The sequence below is a fragment of the Coprococcus sp. OM04-5BH genome, assembly GCF_003482105.1.
GTDB lineage: Bacteria > Bacillota > Clostridia > Lachnospirales > Lachnospiraceae > Coprococcus.
On record NZ_QULM01000004.1, the window covers coordinates 34,463 to 49,737 of the forward strand.

A 15,275-nucleotide genomic window follows, 5' to 3' on the forward strand; every position below is an offset into this window, starting at 1 on the left:
GTACACAAACATGGCGATAAAAATAACATGCCCTTATTGTTTTAGAGAATTTAATGATAATCAGGTGCATTTCAGATCGTCATATGTAAACACAGGAGCAAGGAAAATTGCAGGTCCTGATGGGCAGTTGTTTGACAGTATAAGTGAAATGGAGATGTCTTATGGAGACGAGGATAAGGCTGCAGTTGCCCAAATTGTACATGAGTATAAGGAATCCAGTTTTTACAATCCAGTTTCAAGTGATAAGGAGTATGACGCATTTTGGAAAAAATTTGGCGGTACAACAACCGAAGTCGACTCGGTCAATAAAGATCGCAATAAAAAATTAATGTATAGAAAGGTCATTGATCCTTCAGATATACAGCATCAAAAACATCTGGTAAAGCAAAAAAATGGAGACTATTTGATACGTGATCCGGAACTAAAAAATATGGTAACAAGTATACGCCTTGTTGATGGAGATAAATCTCAAACATCCATGCGTGTCTGCCCATTTTGCCATAATCCATTACCGGATGTATATGGATTGTACCCGGTAGAGTTTATATCGGTTATTGGTATTGTTGGTGCGGGGAAGACTGTGTTCTTGTCGCAGTTTATGAACGGATTCAGAGATTATGCGACGGAATGTGGATTGACTGCCATTAAATCGACGGCATCCATAACACAATTTTTGGAAAATAACAGGGTAAAAGAAGGAATGCCTTTACCGCCGCCGACTGCTGAGGGACGATTTGAGCAGCCTCTTATTTACAATATAGAGCGGACAAGTGAGAATAATAGTAAAGAAACTGTCACGATTGTAATGTACGATATCGCAGGAGAGGTGTTTAAAAATGCAAAGGCTCAGTCAGTAAAGGATTTTGCGCCATTTATTAAGAAATCAGATGGCATAATTCTTCTCATTGATCCTAAGCAGTTTGAGTCAATACAAGGGACACAATTTTTTGAAAGTTCAAACAATCAGGAAGATATACAGAAGCCGAGTGATGCCTTAGAGAACATACATAGCGTTATAATGGAAAGCGATCATAAGTATGATAAACCGCTTGCAGTGTGCGTATCAAAAATGGATGGAATTACTGAATATTTGAGTCGGGAGTTAATAGATTATATATCAACCCCTTATACCGGTGAGGAAATAAAAGGTACCTATTTGAATAAGCAGATATTCAATATGCAAGCGCACAAGGCTTATGATAGAGCTATGGCTGAATTTATAGCGCATAATGATAAGGCGACCATGCAGCAATTATCCACGGGATATACGAATTATAAATTTTTCGGGATTACTGCATTGGGACTTAACGCTGAGGTGATGGCTGATAAGAAGGTTAGCGGACATATACAGGCCAGAAGAATTGAGGAACCAATTTTATGGATGCTTAGTCAGGTTGGACTCATATGTTCGAATGAAGCTGAATGCCCATATTGTCATCAGAGAGATGCATTTGTGTCTCATAGATCGTGGAACATACAGATTAAGAAAGAGGTTGAAACAAAGAAACTTCATTTTATTTCAAAAAAAGAAGAAGTGTTGGTAGATGTGGAGGTTAATTGCAGGTGTAAGTGCTGTGGTATTGCTTTTTATTATGACGCTTACAGCGATCAGTCATTTGCTTATAAAGGTGAATGGAAGATGAATGGTGGGGTGTAAATGCAGATTAAAGATGTATGGCAATGCTGTTATGGCCACGACAATGGTTGGCAGGTGCTTTTTAATACAATTGAAGATGATAGAGTTGCTAAGAGATGTACGGATTTGTTGAACCGAAATTGTCAGGCAGAAACAAAATTTCTTTTAGAAACCCCAGACCTTAGCACGTATGGGATATATTGTGACGATTTAGCGGTGTATTGTTATAAGATCCAATATGGTTTGAGTGATGTACAAAACAGAAGTACGTCTTTTTCTCATGCCTATATATTTCCATGGAATGATAATGTCATAGCTGAACCGAATACGTTTCTTACGTTAGATGAAAGTAACTTTAAGAGTTCACTTAGTGAGGTACAGTCTATCCAGAATATGGAATTGACAAGACGAGAGGATTATTCACTTATGTCTATTTTCCCGGAGATGGATATAGATATGCAAGAGTACCGTGAATTAATTGATACTATTTTTTATAGATTTAACAGCGGTGTGGAGAACAATTCCATCTACGTAAAATATGATGGCTCCTATAAGCAGATGTGTGAGCTCCTGTATTGCATATTTGTTGGTGTACCGTTTCATTTGCGTAAAAAAATAACCGCACGTTCTCATCAGGCGGGTAATGCTACTGACGCTGCACTGATATTTTCCCCGAATGCACTAAATGAGCGCCTTCATCTGGTTCCGGGACAGGGTGTTAATAATAATGTTCTTAATTTGAGTGAATTAGAGGAGATCGATCAACAAGTTTATGTGAATGCGGGTGTTCGATTAGCTGAGGCTTGCATAAACAAGGGCATTATTCCGGAAATAGCGATGAGAGGACATTTTGCAAAATTAGACAGATACATAGTCGAAATATTTGGAAACGGAGAGGTTTCTGATGGAGATATTAATGTAGCACACAAGATCTCGATGGGTGTTGATCCGGATAACATGAACTCCTCATACAACCCAATGCCTGATCTTGTGAAGGCTTTATCAAGGGGAATAACCGGTAATAATGTGTTTGATGATTACATTATGAAGTTAGTCATGTGTGTCCAGAAACGCAAAACTAAGATACCGGAAAAGGCAGATGCTTATTTGGCAAAACAGGTAGCACAGTCACGTTATAATGGCTTGAAAGATGTATATCAGGAGTATTGCTTCCAACAGTTTATTAAACTGTCTCACGAAGAGCAGGTTCGTAAACTCTCATCGTTTGACAAAGATGGATTTGTTGAGTATGCGAATATGCTTATGCGTGATCAGAAAACACGGGTTACGCTGGATCAGTATTTTGAAACAGAAAGGCTGAAGGTAGAGTCGTGGGATAATCTGCTTTCCGTAATCGGAGAGATTGTTGATTTGGTAACAAGATACTATAGAGTCCCGGCGGAAACAGCTGAGGTGCTAAAGAAGAAGTATCTTGAAATTCATAATGAGATAGCTGTAAGTGATGCACTTGATTCTGCAGATGATGAATTTGATAAGGACGAGGTTTATGGCGAGATTGTCGGTATAAAAGACAGGTGGCCTCAGACATCGCAAAAGATAGTGAATATTGCGGAAAAGTTGTATTCATATGATGTTAGCAAAAGCGTGACGGTTAGTTTGTATAGAAAATACGAAGGTGTTATATCCCTTATATTCATGAGCGGTGATGATGGATCGGAGCTTGAGGAGAAGCTAAACAATGCACGAACTGTTTTCTGGGAGATGATGTCGCCTGCGTGGTTTTCTTTTAAGGAGAATTACGATATCGTTAAAACAAATTCAGAAGTTTGCTTTCGATATGAGGCTCTTGGTTCACTTGTAAAGGATATTGATTTAGTTGATGATGCAGAACTATATGGAAGGGTCAATAATTATTTTGCGGGTAGTTATAGAGAATACTATGACATGCACGCAGAAGAAAGAGACAATATTGTGCGAATGCTTGAAAGTTATGCCAACAATATGCGAATTTCAGTAAAACCGATAAAAGGTTCATGGCTTCAAATCGCGGCATCTATTTCAAACAGAGGTATTTATACTATGTTTGACCAGACACGTGCTGAAATCGATAGCTATATGGATAGCTCACAACTTGGCGGAGATATATATGCAAGATTAGTTGTAAGCGCATATCGATTGCATGACGCATTGGTTATTGAAACTGAGCGCGGCAAGATTAATCGTATCATGGCTGCAGAACTTGAACAGGTATGCATGGAAAAGGAAAAAACTGCAGGGAGTGCATCTGTGCCTCTTGATCTTTGGCTGATTGGCGGGTTATATGGAAATCAAAAAAATTTGTTTTGCCTATTGGAAAAGAAGATGCCATCTCTGCTGGAACAAAAAAATGAGGACATTGTAAAACATAGTTTGCTATTGTTGGATAAAAAAATCATAAGAGAAGCCAAATTGTACATGAGTAGAAAAGGGTTATTGGCTAAGCAAGTTAAAATATGGCTTGATTTGGTGAAGGACAAACCCGGTAAGAATTATTTGGCGGACAATCTTATTTCAAAAGAAGCAAAAATGGAGCCGAGACAAGAAGTTAAAAAGAGTACCGGCAAAAGGACTGTTTCTCCGGAAGAATTATGGGATGAATCTTTCGTAACCAAATCGAAAAATGAAGAACCGATAACTTCACTGGATAAGAAGAAAGCCGAGCAGTGGCAGCATACCGAGCAAATAGAGCAAGGCTGGACGGATAATCTACAGGATGACTGCATGAGTCTAGTAGATACAGGGACGCATCCTGCATCCATGGATCATGGATTTAAATTAAAACAAAAGGATGATTTTATGTTGGATTCCGATCAGAGAATGGATTACTATGGAAACCCGTTGTCCCATACCCATGCGCAAACATCTGATGTGAAGAAGAATGATAGTTCAGGTAAAAATGATAAGGGGCTATTTGGATTTTTCAGAAAGAAGAAAGAGTGATATGAATTATAAAATTGCAGATGAAATAAATTTCAGCATAATGCACCCGAGAACGTTTTATCACAGTGACGGTAGCCTTTTGTCACATGGCATTTTGAATAAGATGCATTGGGAAAACGGACAATCTGTCATATTGGCAGATGAGAACGAAAAAGAGAGATATTTTGCAAAGAGAATTCGGTTCCTTGGCGATAAGGAAGATTATAAAACCGGTATGGATGAGTATATCAGGATTCACTATGAGCGACTGATTGCAAATCCTCCGCTGAGCACTCAAATAATGTGGCCGCATGATATTGTGCTGCTTTCGGAGAATGTCGGAAGAAATGTAGATTTGATGGTGACTAATAATTATCAGGTGTTTTCGGAGGATGTGAAAGATGACTTGAGTCTATATGCACTGCTGTTCCCATGCGGGAATGATTCGGTCATATCCACAATTAAATGCTCTTTGCAAGATTGTTTGGAAGACATAAGACGAACGAACGGACCGGATAGTTGCAATTATACGAATAGCCTGATTAGACTGCTGGCATATTCAACGGTGTATGCCATATATGAGATTAATCGATTTGGATATCAATATTATGATATTGATATGTCACGGTTTTTTTTAGACAACAATGGATGGTTTGTTTTGGATTTTTCAAATATGATATATACAAGTGCAGAAATGCTCATGGTAAATGATGGCAAATCATGCATTGAGGAACCGGAAGAGTTTCCTATGACATATGCTGAGCCTGCATTGTTTCAGACTAAGACACAAATGAAACAAAATAATCAGAGTAAGATATTGTTACCGGATTATGCAGCACAAAACTACAGCTTATCAGCTTTGCTGTTTCGGTTGTTTTTTGATATTCATCCGTATAATGGACGATTATATGAGACTTACGATGAGAGTTCAAAAATGAAACGTTATAACAAGTGCGAGGCATACTTGAATAATCCTATATTTATCTTTGACAGAGAAAACAGGGATAATTGCATAGAGGATGACAGATATCAGACAGAACTGTGGAAAAATTGCCCGGAGGTATTGAGAAATACGTTCCTGAACATATTTGACATTGATAACTCGACCAGGCGTAACAGTAAATACTATTATCCAACGCCGGCAGAATGGCTTAACTTGCTGTCAGAACTAGGCTGGAGATAGAAAGGATTTGTGCTATGAAATTTAAACACAGTGACATAAATGAGTTGGAAGAAAAGGTAGCAAAATACTTGGATGTGGGTATGTTAAAGAGAGTTTTGCGTGAAGTCGTACAGAATAATGGCGCACAAATATATCTTGCCGATTATTCACTTCACGCAAAGCTTTACGAATATACGCAGGATAGCAAATATGGAATGACTCCTGCTGATGTAGAGAGGGTGTGCCTTGTAGCTTCATTGCCTATATTTAAGAAGATGATAACTTATCAGAAAAAGTACACGACCCAAGCAGAGTTTTGTACGTTTGTGAATTCAGCTATAGAAGAAACAGGTCTTATGAAATATGTTGCCTACGGTGTAGTGTGTGCGATTTGTTATTCATTAAATTGGATTGAAGAGATAAATTCTCTTGCTGCAAGTGATATAGGTGATTTCCATGAGGTCAAAAAAGGAATTGGGATACCGTATTCTGTGTATGATATGAGGGCTTTAAATGATGCAGCTTCTGACAATGCGAGTATGGAGTCAAATAGGGAAATTTTGAAATATTATGCGCAACTTGGTATTCCAAAAGCCAAGTACCTGCTGGCAAGAACAATGGATTGCAGTAAGGAGGAATCGGAAGGTTTTAAAATGATGTTATCCGCTGCTGATGACGGAGATTCTGAGGCAAGCATTTTCCTAGGCGATTATTATTATGGCAAGGGTGAAAGTACATGGGACAAAGCATATAAATATTATACAGGCTATGGACATGCAATATTGCATCCGAGAGAAAGAAACAATGTTACAAATATTTTGAATAAACAGCAATATAGTAAGTGGATGGTTGTAGCGAACTGGATATTTGTTGCGATTACATTGATTTCGTTAGTATGTATACCGCCGTTTTCTGTATTTCGTGGACAGGTTATTTTTGGAATCATAGCATTAGTTTTGGAAACCGGAATAGCTTTAGTGGGAACAAAATGGTATAAGGAATCGCCATTTACAGATGACGTTTCGTTTGTTACAATCGTTAATTTTGTAATATGGATGATATTTATTATGCTTAGAATAGGGCTGTAGGAGAATCGAATTTATGAGTAAATCGGAAAAAGAAAAAAAAGAAATAACATACAAATTTTTTGCTGCTTTTTGTATGTATATTCTGCATATTTTAGTTAACTGCGTATTTCTGATATCGTACTTTTCATGGATTGGGGTAGTAGCCCTGTTTTTGATTAATATAGCCGCTTTTTTGGTCGCGATGTTTAGAGATGATTTAAAAGCTATAGATAACATTCCATTGTCAGACAGGTATATGTCGCTGTATGTGTTAGATATACTATTGGTAACGTTTTGTAAATTGATTGATATTATTAAGTCGGCTCAATCTTATGTATCAGATGGAATGTTTGCTGGGTGGAATATAATCTTGATTCTGACGTTGGCGGGAGTTGTTATATTATTGATATCCGGTTCGAAAATTGTTTTATTTCTGCTTGGAATTTGCGAGATGTGGTATGTGTATGGTGATGTATATAATTTTTGGACATATGGAGGAAGATTCTTGTTTATATATGTGGTTGCCACACTTGTGTTGATTCTTCTTACGGATATATCAGAGATGTCGGTGGTCTATGAGCCAAAGGAAGGCGAGCAAAAAACGTATAAGTCCTATAAGAGGATTTGGTATTTTATATATATTTTGTTGACCGCATTATGGGCGATTCATGCTCGTATGAAAATGGACAGTTTAAATTGGACGGTTATGGAAAAGATTATTAACACGTTGTGGTCCAAATGGATTTGGATTACGGTATTGTTGTTTGCCATTATGTTTATATGCTATCAAATTGGCGAACTTAAAGATGCCGGTGAACAGAAAATGCCGATGCTCAATGATATGTACAATGCTATGTGCCTGACAATGACTTATTTATTGACAGGATTTATGGTAAAGACATACACGACATTGAATATACCTATTTTACTGGTATTTATAATTTATACAATGGTGATTAGACCGAGGAAGATTGCTTTTTCAACCACCTCAACTTTGGAGGGAGGAGTATATTACAAGTATTGTGAACAATTCCTGAGTGCGATTGCTCTATTTGTTTTAGGTATAGTCATTATATATATGTTTAGTAAAGGATTGTATCTGAATGCTGTAGTAACGATTATTTTGCTATTGAGTTTCTATAAAATGCTTAAGGCATGGAGAACAAAAAACGAGTTGGACAAATGTAACATGCTACTTTTAAGGGAATTTATTAAGCAAACACAATTAAATACGAGAAACCTATCTTTTTGGATAAAGGGAATTGTAATAGTGTCTTTGGAAGTTATTGTTTATGAGGCATCGAGGTGCTTTACAGCAGATAATTTTATAGAATATGTGAATGTTGGTGTGCCAGATTATAAAATCCTTATTGTTTATGCGATAATTGTTGCATTTACATTGCTGACGTATGCCATATTATACAAAAGGAATCCAATGGGTTGCAGACCGTCTGTTATGAAATGTGCAGTGGTATTCCTGACATTTTGTATGACTAGCGCAGTACTTATGACGAGTAGCAATCGTGCATTGGATGCAAAGTACGATATTCAAGACGGTACATATACGGTAAGTGTTGAGAGGCGCGATGATGTTGACTATGAGTTAAGTATTGATTTTGGAAATTGGGCACCCACCATTGAGAGAAAAAATTCAGAGAATGGAAAGTATGATGTTTATGAGATACCAGTAGATATTGATACTGACTGGGAAGATATGGAACATGTAACTATAAGTATTGATAATACCGATGGGACAAGTTCGTTATATGAAGACTGGACTCCAGCAATGTGGATGCATATGTATGCCGGGGATATCAAAGCGGGTAGCAGGTAATGGCGCAAGTAATGGCTTTTCATCTTCAAGGAATAAGTCCACACATATTTAAAAACTGTGGCTCCCTTGTTAATGTTCATTTGAGTAACGGCTTAAAGAGTATAGGAAGCAGAAGTTTTGAAAAATGTATTAAATTAGAAGATTTGTATATTCCAGACTCAGTTGAACATATAGGGGATGGTTTGTGCTGCGGTTGTACATCACTTAAGTCTGTTCATATGCCTAACGGTATAACTGAGCTAGGGTATGAAATCTTTCGAGATTGTATAAAACTGAGCAAAATTTATTTACCAAATGCATTAATGAAGATAGGGGCACGTGCCTTTGAGAATTGTTGTAATCTTCAGAGTCCATGGATTCCAAATGGATTGACGGAGATAGGTGAGAGAGCATTTGTTGGATGTAAATCGATAAGAGAGATATGGATTCCGGAAAGTGTTATTGCTATAGGAGAGGGTGCTTTTGATCAATGTACGGGTTTAATTATTAAAGGAAAACGAGGGTCTCTAGCAGAAAAATATGCAAAATATAATGGTTTTTCTTTTGTGCCTGACTAAGAGGAGGAGTGGAAAATGTATGATTTGACAAAATATAAGCATGCGCATCAGCAAAATTATGAGATTGCTCTGTCCGAAATACGAAACGGTAGAAAATCTAGTCATTGGATGTGGTATATATTTCCACAGTTAAAAGGTTTGGGAAGAAGTACGACATCTGAATATTACGGAATTCAGAATTTGGATGAAGCAAAAGAGTTTTTGGCAGATGACTATCTGGGAGGCCATTTGGTGGAAATATCATATGCTTTGCTTCGAATAGATTGTAATGATGCAAAGACGGTTTTTGGAAGACCTGATGATATGAAATTGAAATCTTCTATGACATTGTTTTCATTGGCAGCTTCTGATGAAGATGTTTTTAAAAAGGTTCTTGATAAATTTTTTGGTGGAAAGGTGGATTATAAAACAATGAAAATACTAGAAAGAAGATTGTACTAATGGGAGAGACATTGGTGGGTTAAAATCCTAACGGTTTACTATTAATCGAAGGAGAATGGGGAAAGTTTTTCTGTAAATTCAGATTTTCTATAATAAGATGTGAATGGGAAGTTCCTGCCGTTCGACCTTGATTATACTATATAATATAAATGAGCAAATATTGAAATTTGCACAAAATTACCCTACCATTGAGACCGTTTCAAGTTTTGTGTAAACGTTAAAAACCGATATAAGATTTGTGAATAGTTACAAATGGGCAGAGCCGACTTCGCGGGTTCTGCCCATATCTGCATTATACAGGAGTTTTTAGGCATGTCAATAAGACCTGCCTAAAACTATCTGTTTTACAGGTTCCGTCCTGCCAGGCGTTCTTCAAAATAGATTTCCAGCTGGGAGTGAATCTGACCCCAGTCGTGCCTATGACCTGTCCATTTTTTCGTGATATCCATAGTTGCCAAATACAGCATTTTTAAAAGGCTGTCATCTGATGGAAAAACAGTCTTGCTTTTTGTAACCTTTCGGAGCTGGCGGTTAAAACCTTCGATGGCGTTTGTTGTGTAAATCAGGCGCCTTACTGCTTCTGGATACTTGAAATAAGTCGACAGAGTTGCCCAGTTATCATACCAGGATTTGTAAATCTTAGGATACTTGGAATCCCATTTATCTCTAAACAGCTCTAGCTCATTTAATGCTGTTTCTTCCGTTGGTGCAGCATATACGAGTTTCAAATCAGCCATCAGTTTTTTGATGTCTTTATATGAAACAAATTTTGTTGAATTACGGATCTGATGGATGATACACTGCTGGATCTCTGTTTTAGGATAAACAGCCTCGATTGCCTGTGGAAATCCATTCAAACCATCAACACATGCAATAAGTATATCTTCAACTCCGCGGTTTTTTAATCCATTCATGATAGAAAGCCAAAACTTTGCACTTTCGTTTTCGCCTACGTACATTCCAAGGTCATCCTTTTTCCCATTCATGTCGATACCAAGAGCGATATAAACCGCACGTTTTACAATACGCCCTTCGCTGCGAACATGATAGTGGATCGCATCCATAAATACAACTGCATACACTTCTTCTAGAGGACGCTCCTGCCATTCCTTTACAATTGGCAGAATTTTGTCTGTGATCCTGCTGATTGTACTATCAGAAATATCAATATCGTATAATTCGCGCATGTGAGATTCGATATCGCCAGTTGTCATTCCTTTGGCATACATGGAAAGTATTTTTTCTTCCATGTCCTGAGTTACGGTATTTTGATATTTTTTAATCAGCTGTGGTTCATAATCACCGTTACGATCCCTTGGAATGGCTACATCCATATCTCCATAACTGGTATGCATAGTTTTACGGGAATGTCCATTTCTACTATTGTCCGTTTCTTTGTTTCGACAGTAATACTTGGAATATCCTAATTCCTCATCTAGTTCTTCATCCAAGGCACCTTCCAAAAGGACAGACATCATGTCGCGCATGATACTGTTTACATCGGTGCCATCTTTGATGCTGATATCATTATTTTTCAGATAGTCACGCATCATTTCTCTCATTGCTGCTTTTTGTGGGCTGTCTTTTCTTCTTGCCATAAAAATAATCTCCAAACTGAGTAATTTTATCTTACATCAGTTTGAAGGTTTACACAAACTTTGAGATACTCCCATTGATGAAAATAATGCAAACTATAGTAAAAAATAATAAGTTATATAATCTTTCGCATGAGATTGTAAAATATCACAAAAGCGGCATGCTAGTCCATTTGAACCAACATGCCGCTTTATTATGTCGTATACTCTTATACACATACGGATTATTATTTTTACTGGCCAGTGCCCCTGAAAGTGATTCTTGGTATCATTTACTGTCCTGTATCTCACTTATATATTTCTGTGCTTCGCCCTGGGAGATCTCACACTCATCAGCTATCTGGGCAAGAGATTTACCCTTCTGGAGTTTCTTTGCTATCTGCAGTAATAAATTTTGTTTCGCACCTTTCTCCATCCCCTGCTTAATCCCCTGCTTAATTCCTTGCTCAATTCCCTGTTCAATTCCCTGTTGTATAAGCCTGTCACTTAATGCTACATAATCTTCGTCACCCATTTCAGTCACCTTCTCCCTGATAAGATCGTCATTGTTTAACAGATTGTCTTCTATGTTGTGCAATGACGTTACTAATAGTTCAACTTCATTTGCATTAAGTATACCATTCTCATGGAGATTATCCAATTCCTTTTTTGCGTCAAGCTTGAAATGATACAGGGCTTCGGCGAGCTTTAATTTTGTTCTTTTTGTATAATGTTTTGCTTTTAACATACGGCTGTATAGCTGAACTTGTTGGAAGGGGATTAGGAGATACATTTTCTTTCTTGAAAGCTCGGATACGGTTTCGCTGGCGGATATACAGGGAAGTTCATAAGTGACCATCTTACCATTCGGCAGGTGCAGGTTGACAGTTATCTTATCCTCTTTATTGGCGCCTGCCAGGAATACCACAGCCTGCAGGGGCATTATTATCTCTATTTCATATCTGCCGTCTGAGACTCTGGTGATATCACCATTTTGTCTTAGGCCGCGGATTGTTTCTTTCATGCCGTATTCCACCATTCGTATAGCCATATTACCTTCTAATAACTGGTATTCGATGTGGTATCGGCAGCTTTCAATTTCAAGAAACATATCCATATAGGTTGTATTCTCGCCGGAATCAATGTTTTGCTCTTTGTCAAGAAATATTATATCTGCGTCTTCTGAGTGATGCTTTGAAAAAACAGAATTAATCATTAGAATTAACAGCCTGGGGCATGATTCACATACCCGCTTTATTTCTTTGTCGTAAAATGCCAAGTTCTACCTCCTTAAAATAATGAAAAATTGTATTTGTTTAATTTAGATTTGATCAAATAGGTTAAATATGGATTGCAATCGTTCAAATAATTATCTGGCTGTACAATAAATCATTTTTGCGGGGATGTCAAAAGTCAAGTGACTATCTGAACGTCATTTGGGAGAAAATAGATATTTTTGTAGAGAAGCAATTAATAAGCGGGAGAAAAATTCAAGAAAAAGTATTTTTTTACTGGAAATAGCATAAATGTAGTACACCTGGCTTGAGATTATGAAGTGCCAATGTTAATAGAAATTTTATATCTATACAGATTGTATAGTGACTAGGGATGTAAGATGCTGAAAATAAAGGAAAGGGTATTTGAGGATAATACATTTTGTACTAAAAAGCAAAGAAATTATAAAAATAACTGCAAGAAATCTTAGAACTCCAAAATACTTCTTTACAAAATGTTGTGACTGTGAAATCAAATCATCCTGCATTCCCAGAATTGCTCATGAACCAACTCATCTCCCATCCCTAAACATGATCGTAAACACACTGCCTTGGGGTTCATTATCCGCTACCGTCAACTCTGCATTATGCAGATCGGCAATACTTTTAGCGATGCTAAGTCCAAGTCCGAAGTGAGTGGCAGGGGTGTTGCGGCGGTGATAAAAGGTTTCAAAGATGTGTGGTCTATCTTCATCGCTTATGCCATGACCGGTATCTGCTACCCTGTAACACAAGTGCGTATCACACAGGGATACGGACAGAGTGATTTGTCCCGCTGAAGTGCAGGATATGGCGTTATCAACCAGGATGGACAGGCACTGGAGCATCCTGTCTCTGTCCATGGAGATGAGGGGCAGTGGTTCCTCCGGCAATGAAACTGTAAAGTTCAGCTCCTTTTGCAGGGCGACGGCCTCGAAACGGCTATAGCAGTCTATGAGAACATCCTCCGGATGGGAGTTTTTGAAATTATCTTTCCCGGATTTTTTTATATCTGCAAATGTCAGAAGGTTGTTTATCATATCGGTCATCCTGCCACATTCCCCAGTGGCGGTGGTTATGTAGTCATTTTCTTCACTGCTTTGATTATTTTCTGACAGTCCACTTAAGCAGGATTTTACAATGGTCAGGGGAGTTTTTAACTCATGAGATGCCACGGCTATAAAGAGATCCTGTTTCTCGTAGGCGTCTTTTACCGGGGCAAGAACCTTTATTATAAAGAAGTAAGAGAAGACAGCCAAAAGCAGTATGGCAGCCAGAGTTACAACAAAAAATAATATGCTCATTTTTATTTTATAATTGGTGATGATCTTATTATTGAACAGAGTATGGACGGTGTAATAAGTGCCACCAATATTAACGACACTGTAGCTGTTCCAGTATTTGATGTGGTTATAGCTTACTGTGTAGAAACGTCGATATGAATTTCCTCTGTTGATGGCACTGTAATAGTCATCCCAGTACCGGGGCTGGTTATATGGTGTTTCAAGGGCGAGAATAGAACTGTTGTCCTTAAAACTATTGGTTGACATAACTGCGTTGCCGCTTCGCAGTATATCTATGTTGATGTTATTGGCTTTGTATTCATTTAGGATAGACATATCTATAGAATTTGACTGCTCAAGATATGAATATAAAAGATTTGCATCCTTGGAGTATGAGGCATATGAGCTGTTAGTGTATTCCTGTATTACGGTGCGTAGAAGCAGGGATGCCATTACGATAAGGATCAAAGCAATAACCGAAGCCAGAAATATAGTGAGTTTTTTTCTAAGCTGTTCTATCATATGCTGGCTCCTCCTTTCATTAATTGTAATCCCCATAGAGTCCCATTTTTCAACAACAGCAATCCTCATAGAGACCTCTTTCTTCAACAACAGCAATCCCCGTAGAGTTCTCGTTTCATCAGCAACAGTAATCCCATAGAACCTTCTTTTTTTATAACTGCAATCCAAACAGTGACACTTAACTATTCATAGCTATATCTGTCTATTTTGTTTTCTGGCTGCTATCATTCCTTTATTTTCTCTCCTTCATCCACAAGGGCGTAGCCGCTTCCGTAGACACCCTTTATCACAAGCCTGCTGTTTATGGTCTTTAATCGGTTTCTGAGAAAATAAACATAGTTAAGGATATTGCCATTTCCCACGTTTGAGTTGAGACCCCATATGGCATCAATTATCTCGTCGTGGGTTACTAGCTTACCTGCAGATCTGAGTAACAGCTGGAACAACTGGGCTTCACGGTTTGTAAGCTGCACCGACTGGTCGCCGTGTCTGATGGTGTGGCTGTCTATAAGATATTCAATATCTCCGTATGAATAGTCAAATGAATGTACTTTGTTTGCCCTTCTATACAGGGCAAATATCCTGGCAAGCAGTTCGTCAGGTTCAAATGGCTTCACCACATAGTCATCGGCACCCAGGGAAAAGGCAGCAGTTTTATTTTCAAGGGTACCAAGTGCCGTGAGCATTATTACAGGAATTGAGATCCTGTCAAAATATAGCTGGTTAAGGATATCGAGACCGGACATGTCGGGAAGCATCCAGTCAAGTACCATAATATCTATGTCGGTGCCGGAATATATTAGCTCGGTGCACTGCCTTCCTGTGCCGCACAGAGTTACAGCAATGCCTTTTTCTTCCATTTGCCTTTTTAAAATATTTCCAATATTGATGTCATCTTCTACAAGCAGCAGTTTCATGCAGATCTCCATTTCCATAGTGATGTGGGCATAGCCAATACCCTGTTACCATACTAATCTATTTTAACGATGTTTAAAAGGAATATGTGCAAATTAGATATTTTTTAGAC

At 38.0% G+C, this 15,275-nt stretch carries 11 protein-coding genes; 7 read left to right on the forward strand and 4 right to left on the reverse strand.

Features of this window, described 5'->3' with window-relative positions; all coding sequences use genetic code 11:
* The first annotated feature begins 10 nt into the window (after positions 1 to 10).
* The 7 genes from DXB54_RS08550 to DXB54_RS08580 are packed head-to-tail and all read left to right on the forward strand — an operon-like array spanning position 11 to position 9,616.
* A complete protein-coding gene (locus tag DXB54_RS08550; protein WP_118694915.1) occupies positions 11 to 1,657 on the forward strand; it encodes a TRAFAC clade GTPase domain-containing protein in 1,647 nt (548 codons plus the stop codon).
* Positions 1,658 to 4,576 carry a hypothetical protein gene (locus DXB54_RS08555; protein WP_118694916.1) on the forward strand — a complete coding sequence of 973 codons (2,919 nt, stop codon included), beginning with the start codon at positions 1,658 to 1,660 and terminating at the stop codon, positions 4,574 to 4,576.
* On the forward strand, positions 4,548 to 5,738 hold the full coding sequence (locus DXB54_RS08560) for a hypothetical protein (protein ID WP_158578216.1): 1,191 nt from the start codon (positions 4,548 to 4,550) through the stop codon (positions 5,736 to 5,738). Before DXB54_RS08555 ends, DXB54_RS08560 begins: the two co-directional genes overlap by 29 nt.
* A gap of 14 nt (positions 5,739 to 5,752) precedes the next feature.
* Positions 5,753 to 6,805, forward strand: a complete 1,053-nt coding sequence (locus DXB54_RS08565; RefSeq protein ID WP_118694918.1) for a hypothetical protein — start codon at positions 5,753 to 5,755, stop codon at positions 6,803 to 6,805.
* A 13-nt stretch (positions 6,806 to 6,818) separates the two neighbouring features.
* Positions 6,819 to 8,618, forward strand: coding sequence for a hypothetical protein (locus DXB54_RS08570; protein WP_118694919.1), 1,800 nt, complete (start codon positions 6,819 to 6,821; stop codon positions 8,616 to 8,618).
* Positions 8,618 to 9,175, forward strand: a complete 558-nt coding sequence (locus tag DXB54_RS08575; RefSeq protein WP_118694920.1) for a leucine-rich repeat domain-containing protein — start codon at positions 8,618 to 8,620, stop codon at positions 9,173 to 9,175. The genes DXB54_RS08570 and DXB54_RS08575 overlap by 1 nt, the downstream gene beginning before the upstream one ends.
* Before the next feature lie 15 nt (positions 9,176 to 9,190).
* The gene (locus DXB54_RS08580; RefSeq protein WP_118694921.1) at positions 9,191 to 9,616 is read left to right on the forward strand and encodes a DUF1810 domain-containing protein; all 426 of its coding nucleotides are present in this window, start codon (positions 9,191 to 9,193) and stop codon (positions 9,614 to 9,616) included.
* A gap of 344 nt (positions 9,617 to 9,960) precedes the next feature.
* Here DXB54_RS08580 and DXB54_RS08585 read toward each other — a convergent pair whose 3' ends face one another.
* From DXB54_RS08585 to DXB54_RS08600, 4 genes are all read right to left on the reverse strand, one after another.
* Positions 9,961 to 11,178 carry an IS256 family transposase gene (locus DXB54_RS08585; RefSeq protein ID WP_199708749.1) on the reverse strand — a complete coding sequence of 406 codons (1,218 nt, stop codon included), beginning with the start codon at positions 11,176 to 11,178 and terminating at the stop codon, positions 9,961 to 9,963.
* A gap of 301 nt (positions 11,179 to 11,479) precedes the next feature.
* Entirely contained in the window at positions 11,480 to 12,406 is a 927-nt protein-coding gene (locus DXB54_RS08590; protein WP_147361024.1) for a hypothetical protein, read from the reverse strand.
* A 570-nt stretch (positions 12,407 to 12,976) separates the two neighbouring features.
* Positions 12,977 to 14,248, reverse strand: a complete 1,272-nt coding sequence (locus tag DXB54_RS08595) for a sensor histidine kinase (RefSeq protein WP_158578217.1) — start codon at positions 14,246 to 14,248, stop codon at positions 12,977 to 12,979.
* Between the two features lie 224 nt (positions 14,249 to 14,472).
* Complete coding sequence (locus DXB54_RS08600) at positions 14,473 to 15,165, reverse strand: response regulator transcription factor (protein ID WP_158578218.1); 693 nt, start codon at positions 15,163 to 15,165, stop codon at positions 14,473 to 14,475.
* Positions 15,166 to 15,275: the final 110 nt, after the last annotated feature.

Bases quoted from the DNA above. Each gene is read 5' to 3' on its own strand.
- DXB54_RS08550 (WP_118694915.1), top strand. From the start codon at position 11: ATGGCGATAAAAATAACATGCCCTTATTGTTTTAGAGAATTTAATGAT.
- DXB54_RS08555 (WP_118694916.1), top strand. From the start codon at position 1,658: ATGCAGATTAAAGATGTATGGCAATGCTGTTATGGCCACGACAATGGT.
- DXB54_RS08565 (WP_118694918.1), top strand. From the start codon at position 5,753: ATGAAATTTAAACACAGTGACATAAATGAGTTGGAAGAAAAGGTAGCA.
- DXB54_RS08570 (WP_118694919.1), top strand. From the start codon at position 6,819: ATGAGTAAATCGGAAAAAGAAAAAAAAGAAATAACATACAAATTTTTT.
- DXB54_RS08575 (WP_118694920.1), top strand. From the start codon at position 8,618: ATGGCGCAAGTAATGGCTTTTCATCTTCAAGGAATAAGTCCACACATA.
- DXB54_RS08580 (WP_118694921.1), top strand. From the start codon at position 9,191: ATGTATGATTTGACAAAATATAAGCATGCGCATCAGCAAAATTATGAG.
- DXB54_RS08585 (WP_199708749.1), bottom strand. From the start codon at position 11,178: ATGAGAGAAATGATGCGTGACTATCTGAAAAATAATGATATCAGCATC.
- DXB54_RS08590 (WP_147361024.1), bottom strand. From the start codon at position 12,406: ATGATTAATTCTGTTTTTTCAAAGCATCACTCAGAAGACGCAGATATA.
- DXB54_RS08595 (WP_158578217.1), bottom strand. From the start codon at position 14,248: ATGATAGAACAGCTTAGAAAAAAACTCACTATATTTCTGGCTTCGGTT.
- DXB54_RS08600 (WP_158578218.1), bottom strand. From the start codon at position 15,165: ATGAAACTGCTGCTTGTAGAAGATGACATCAATATTGGAAATATTTTA.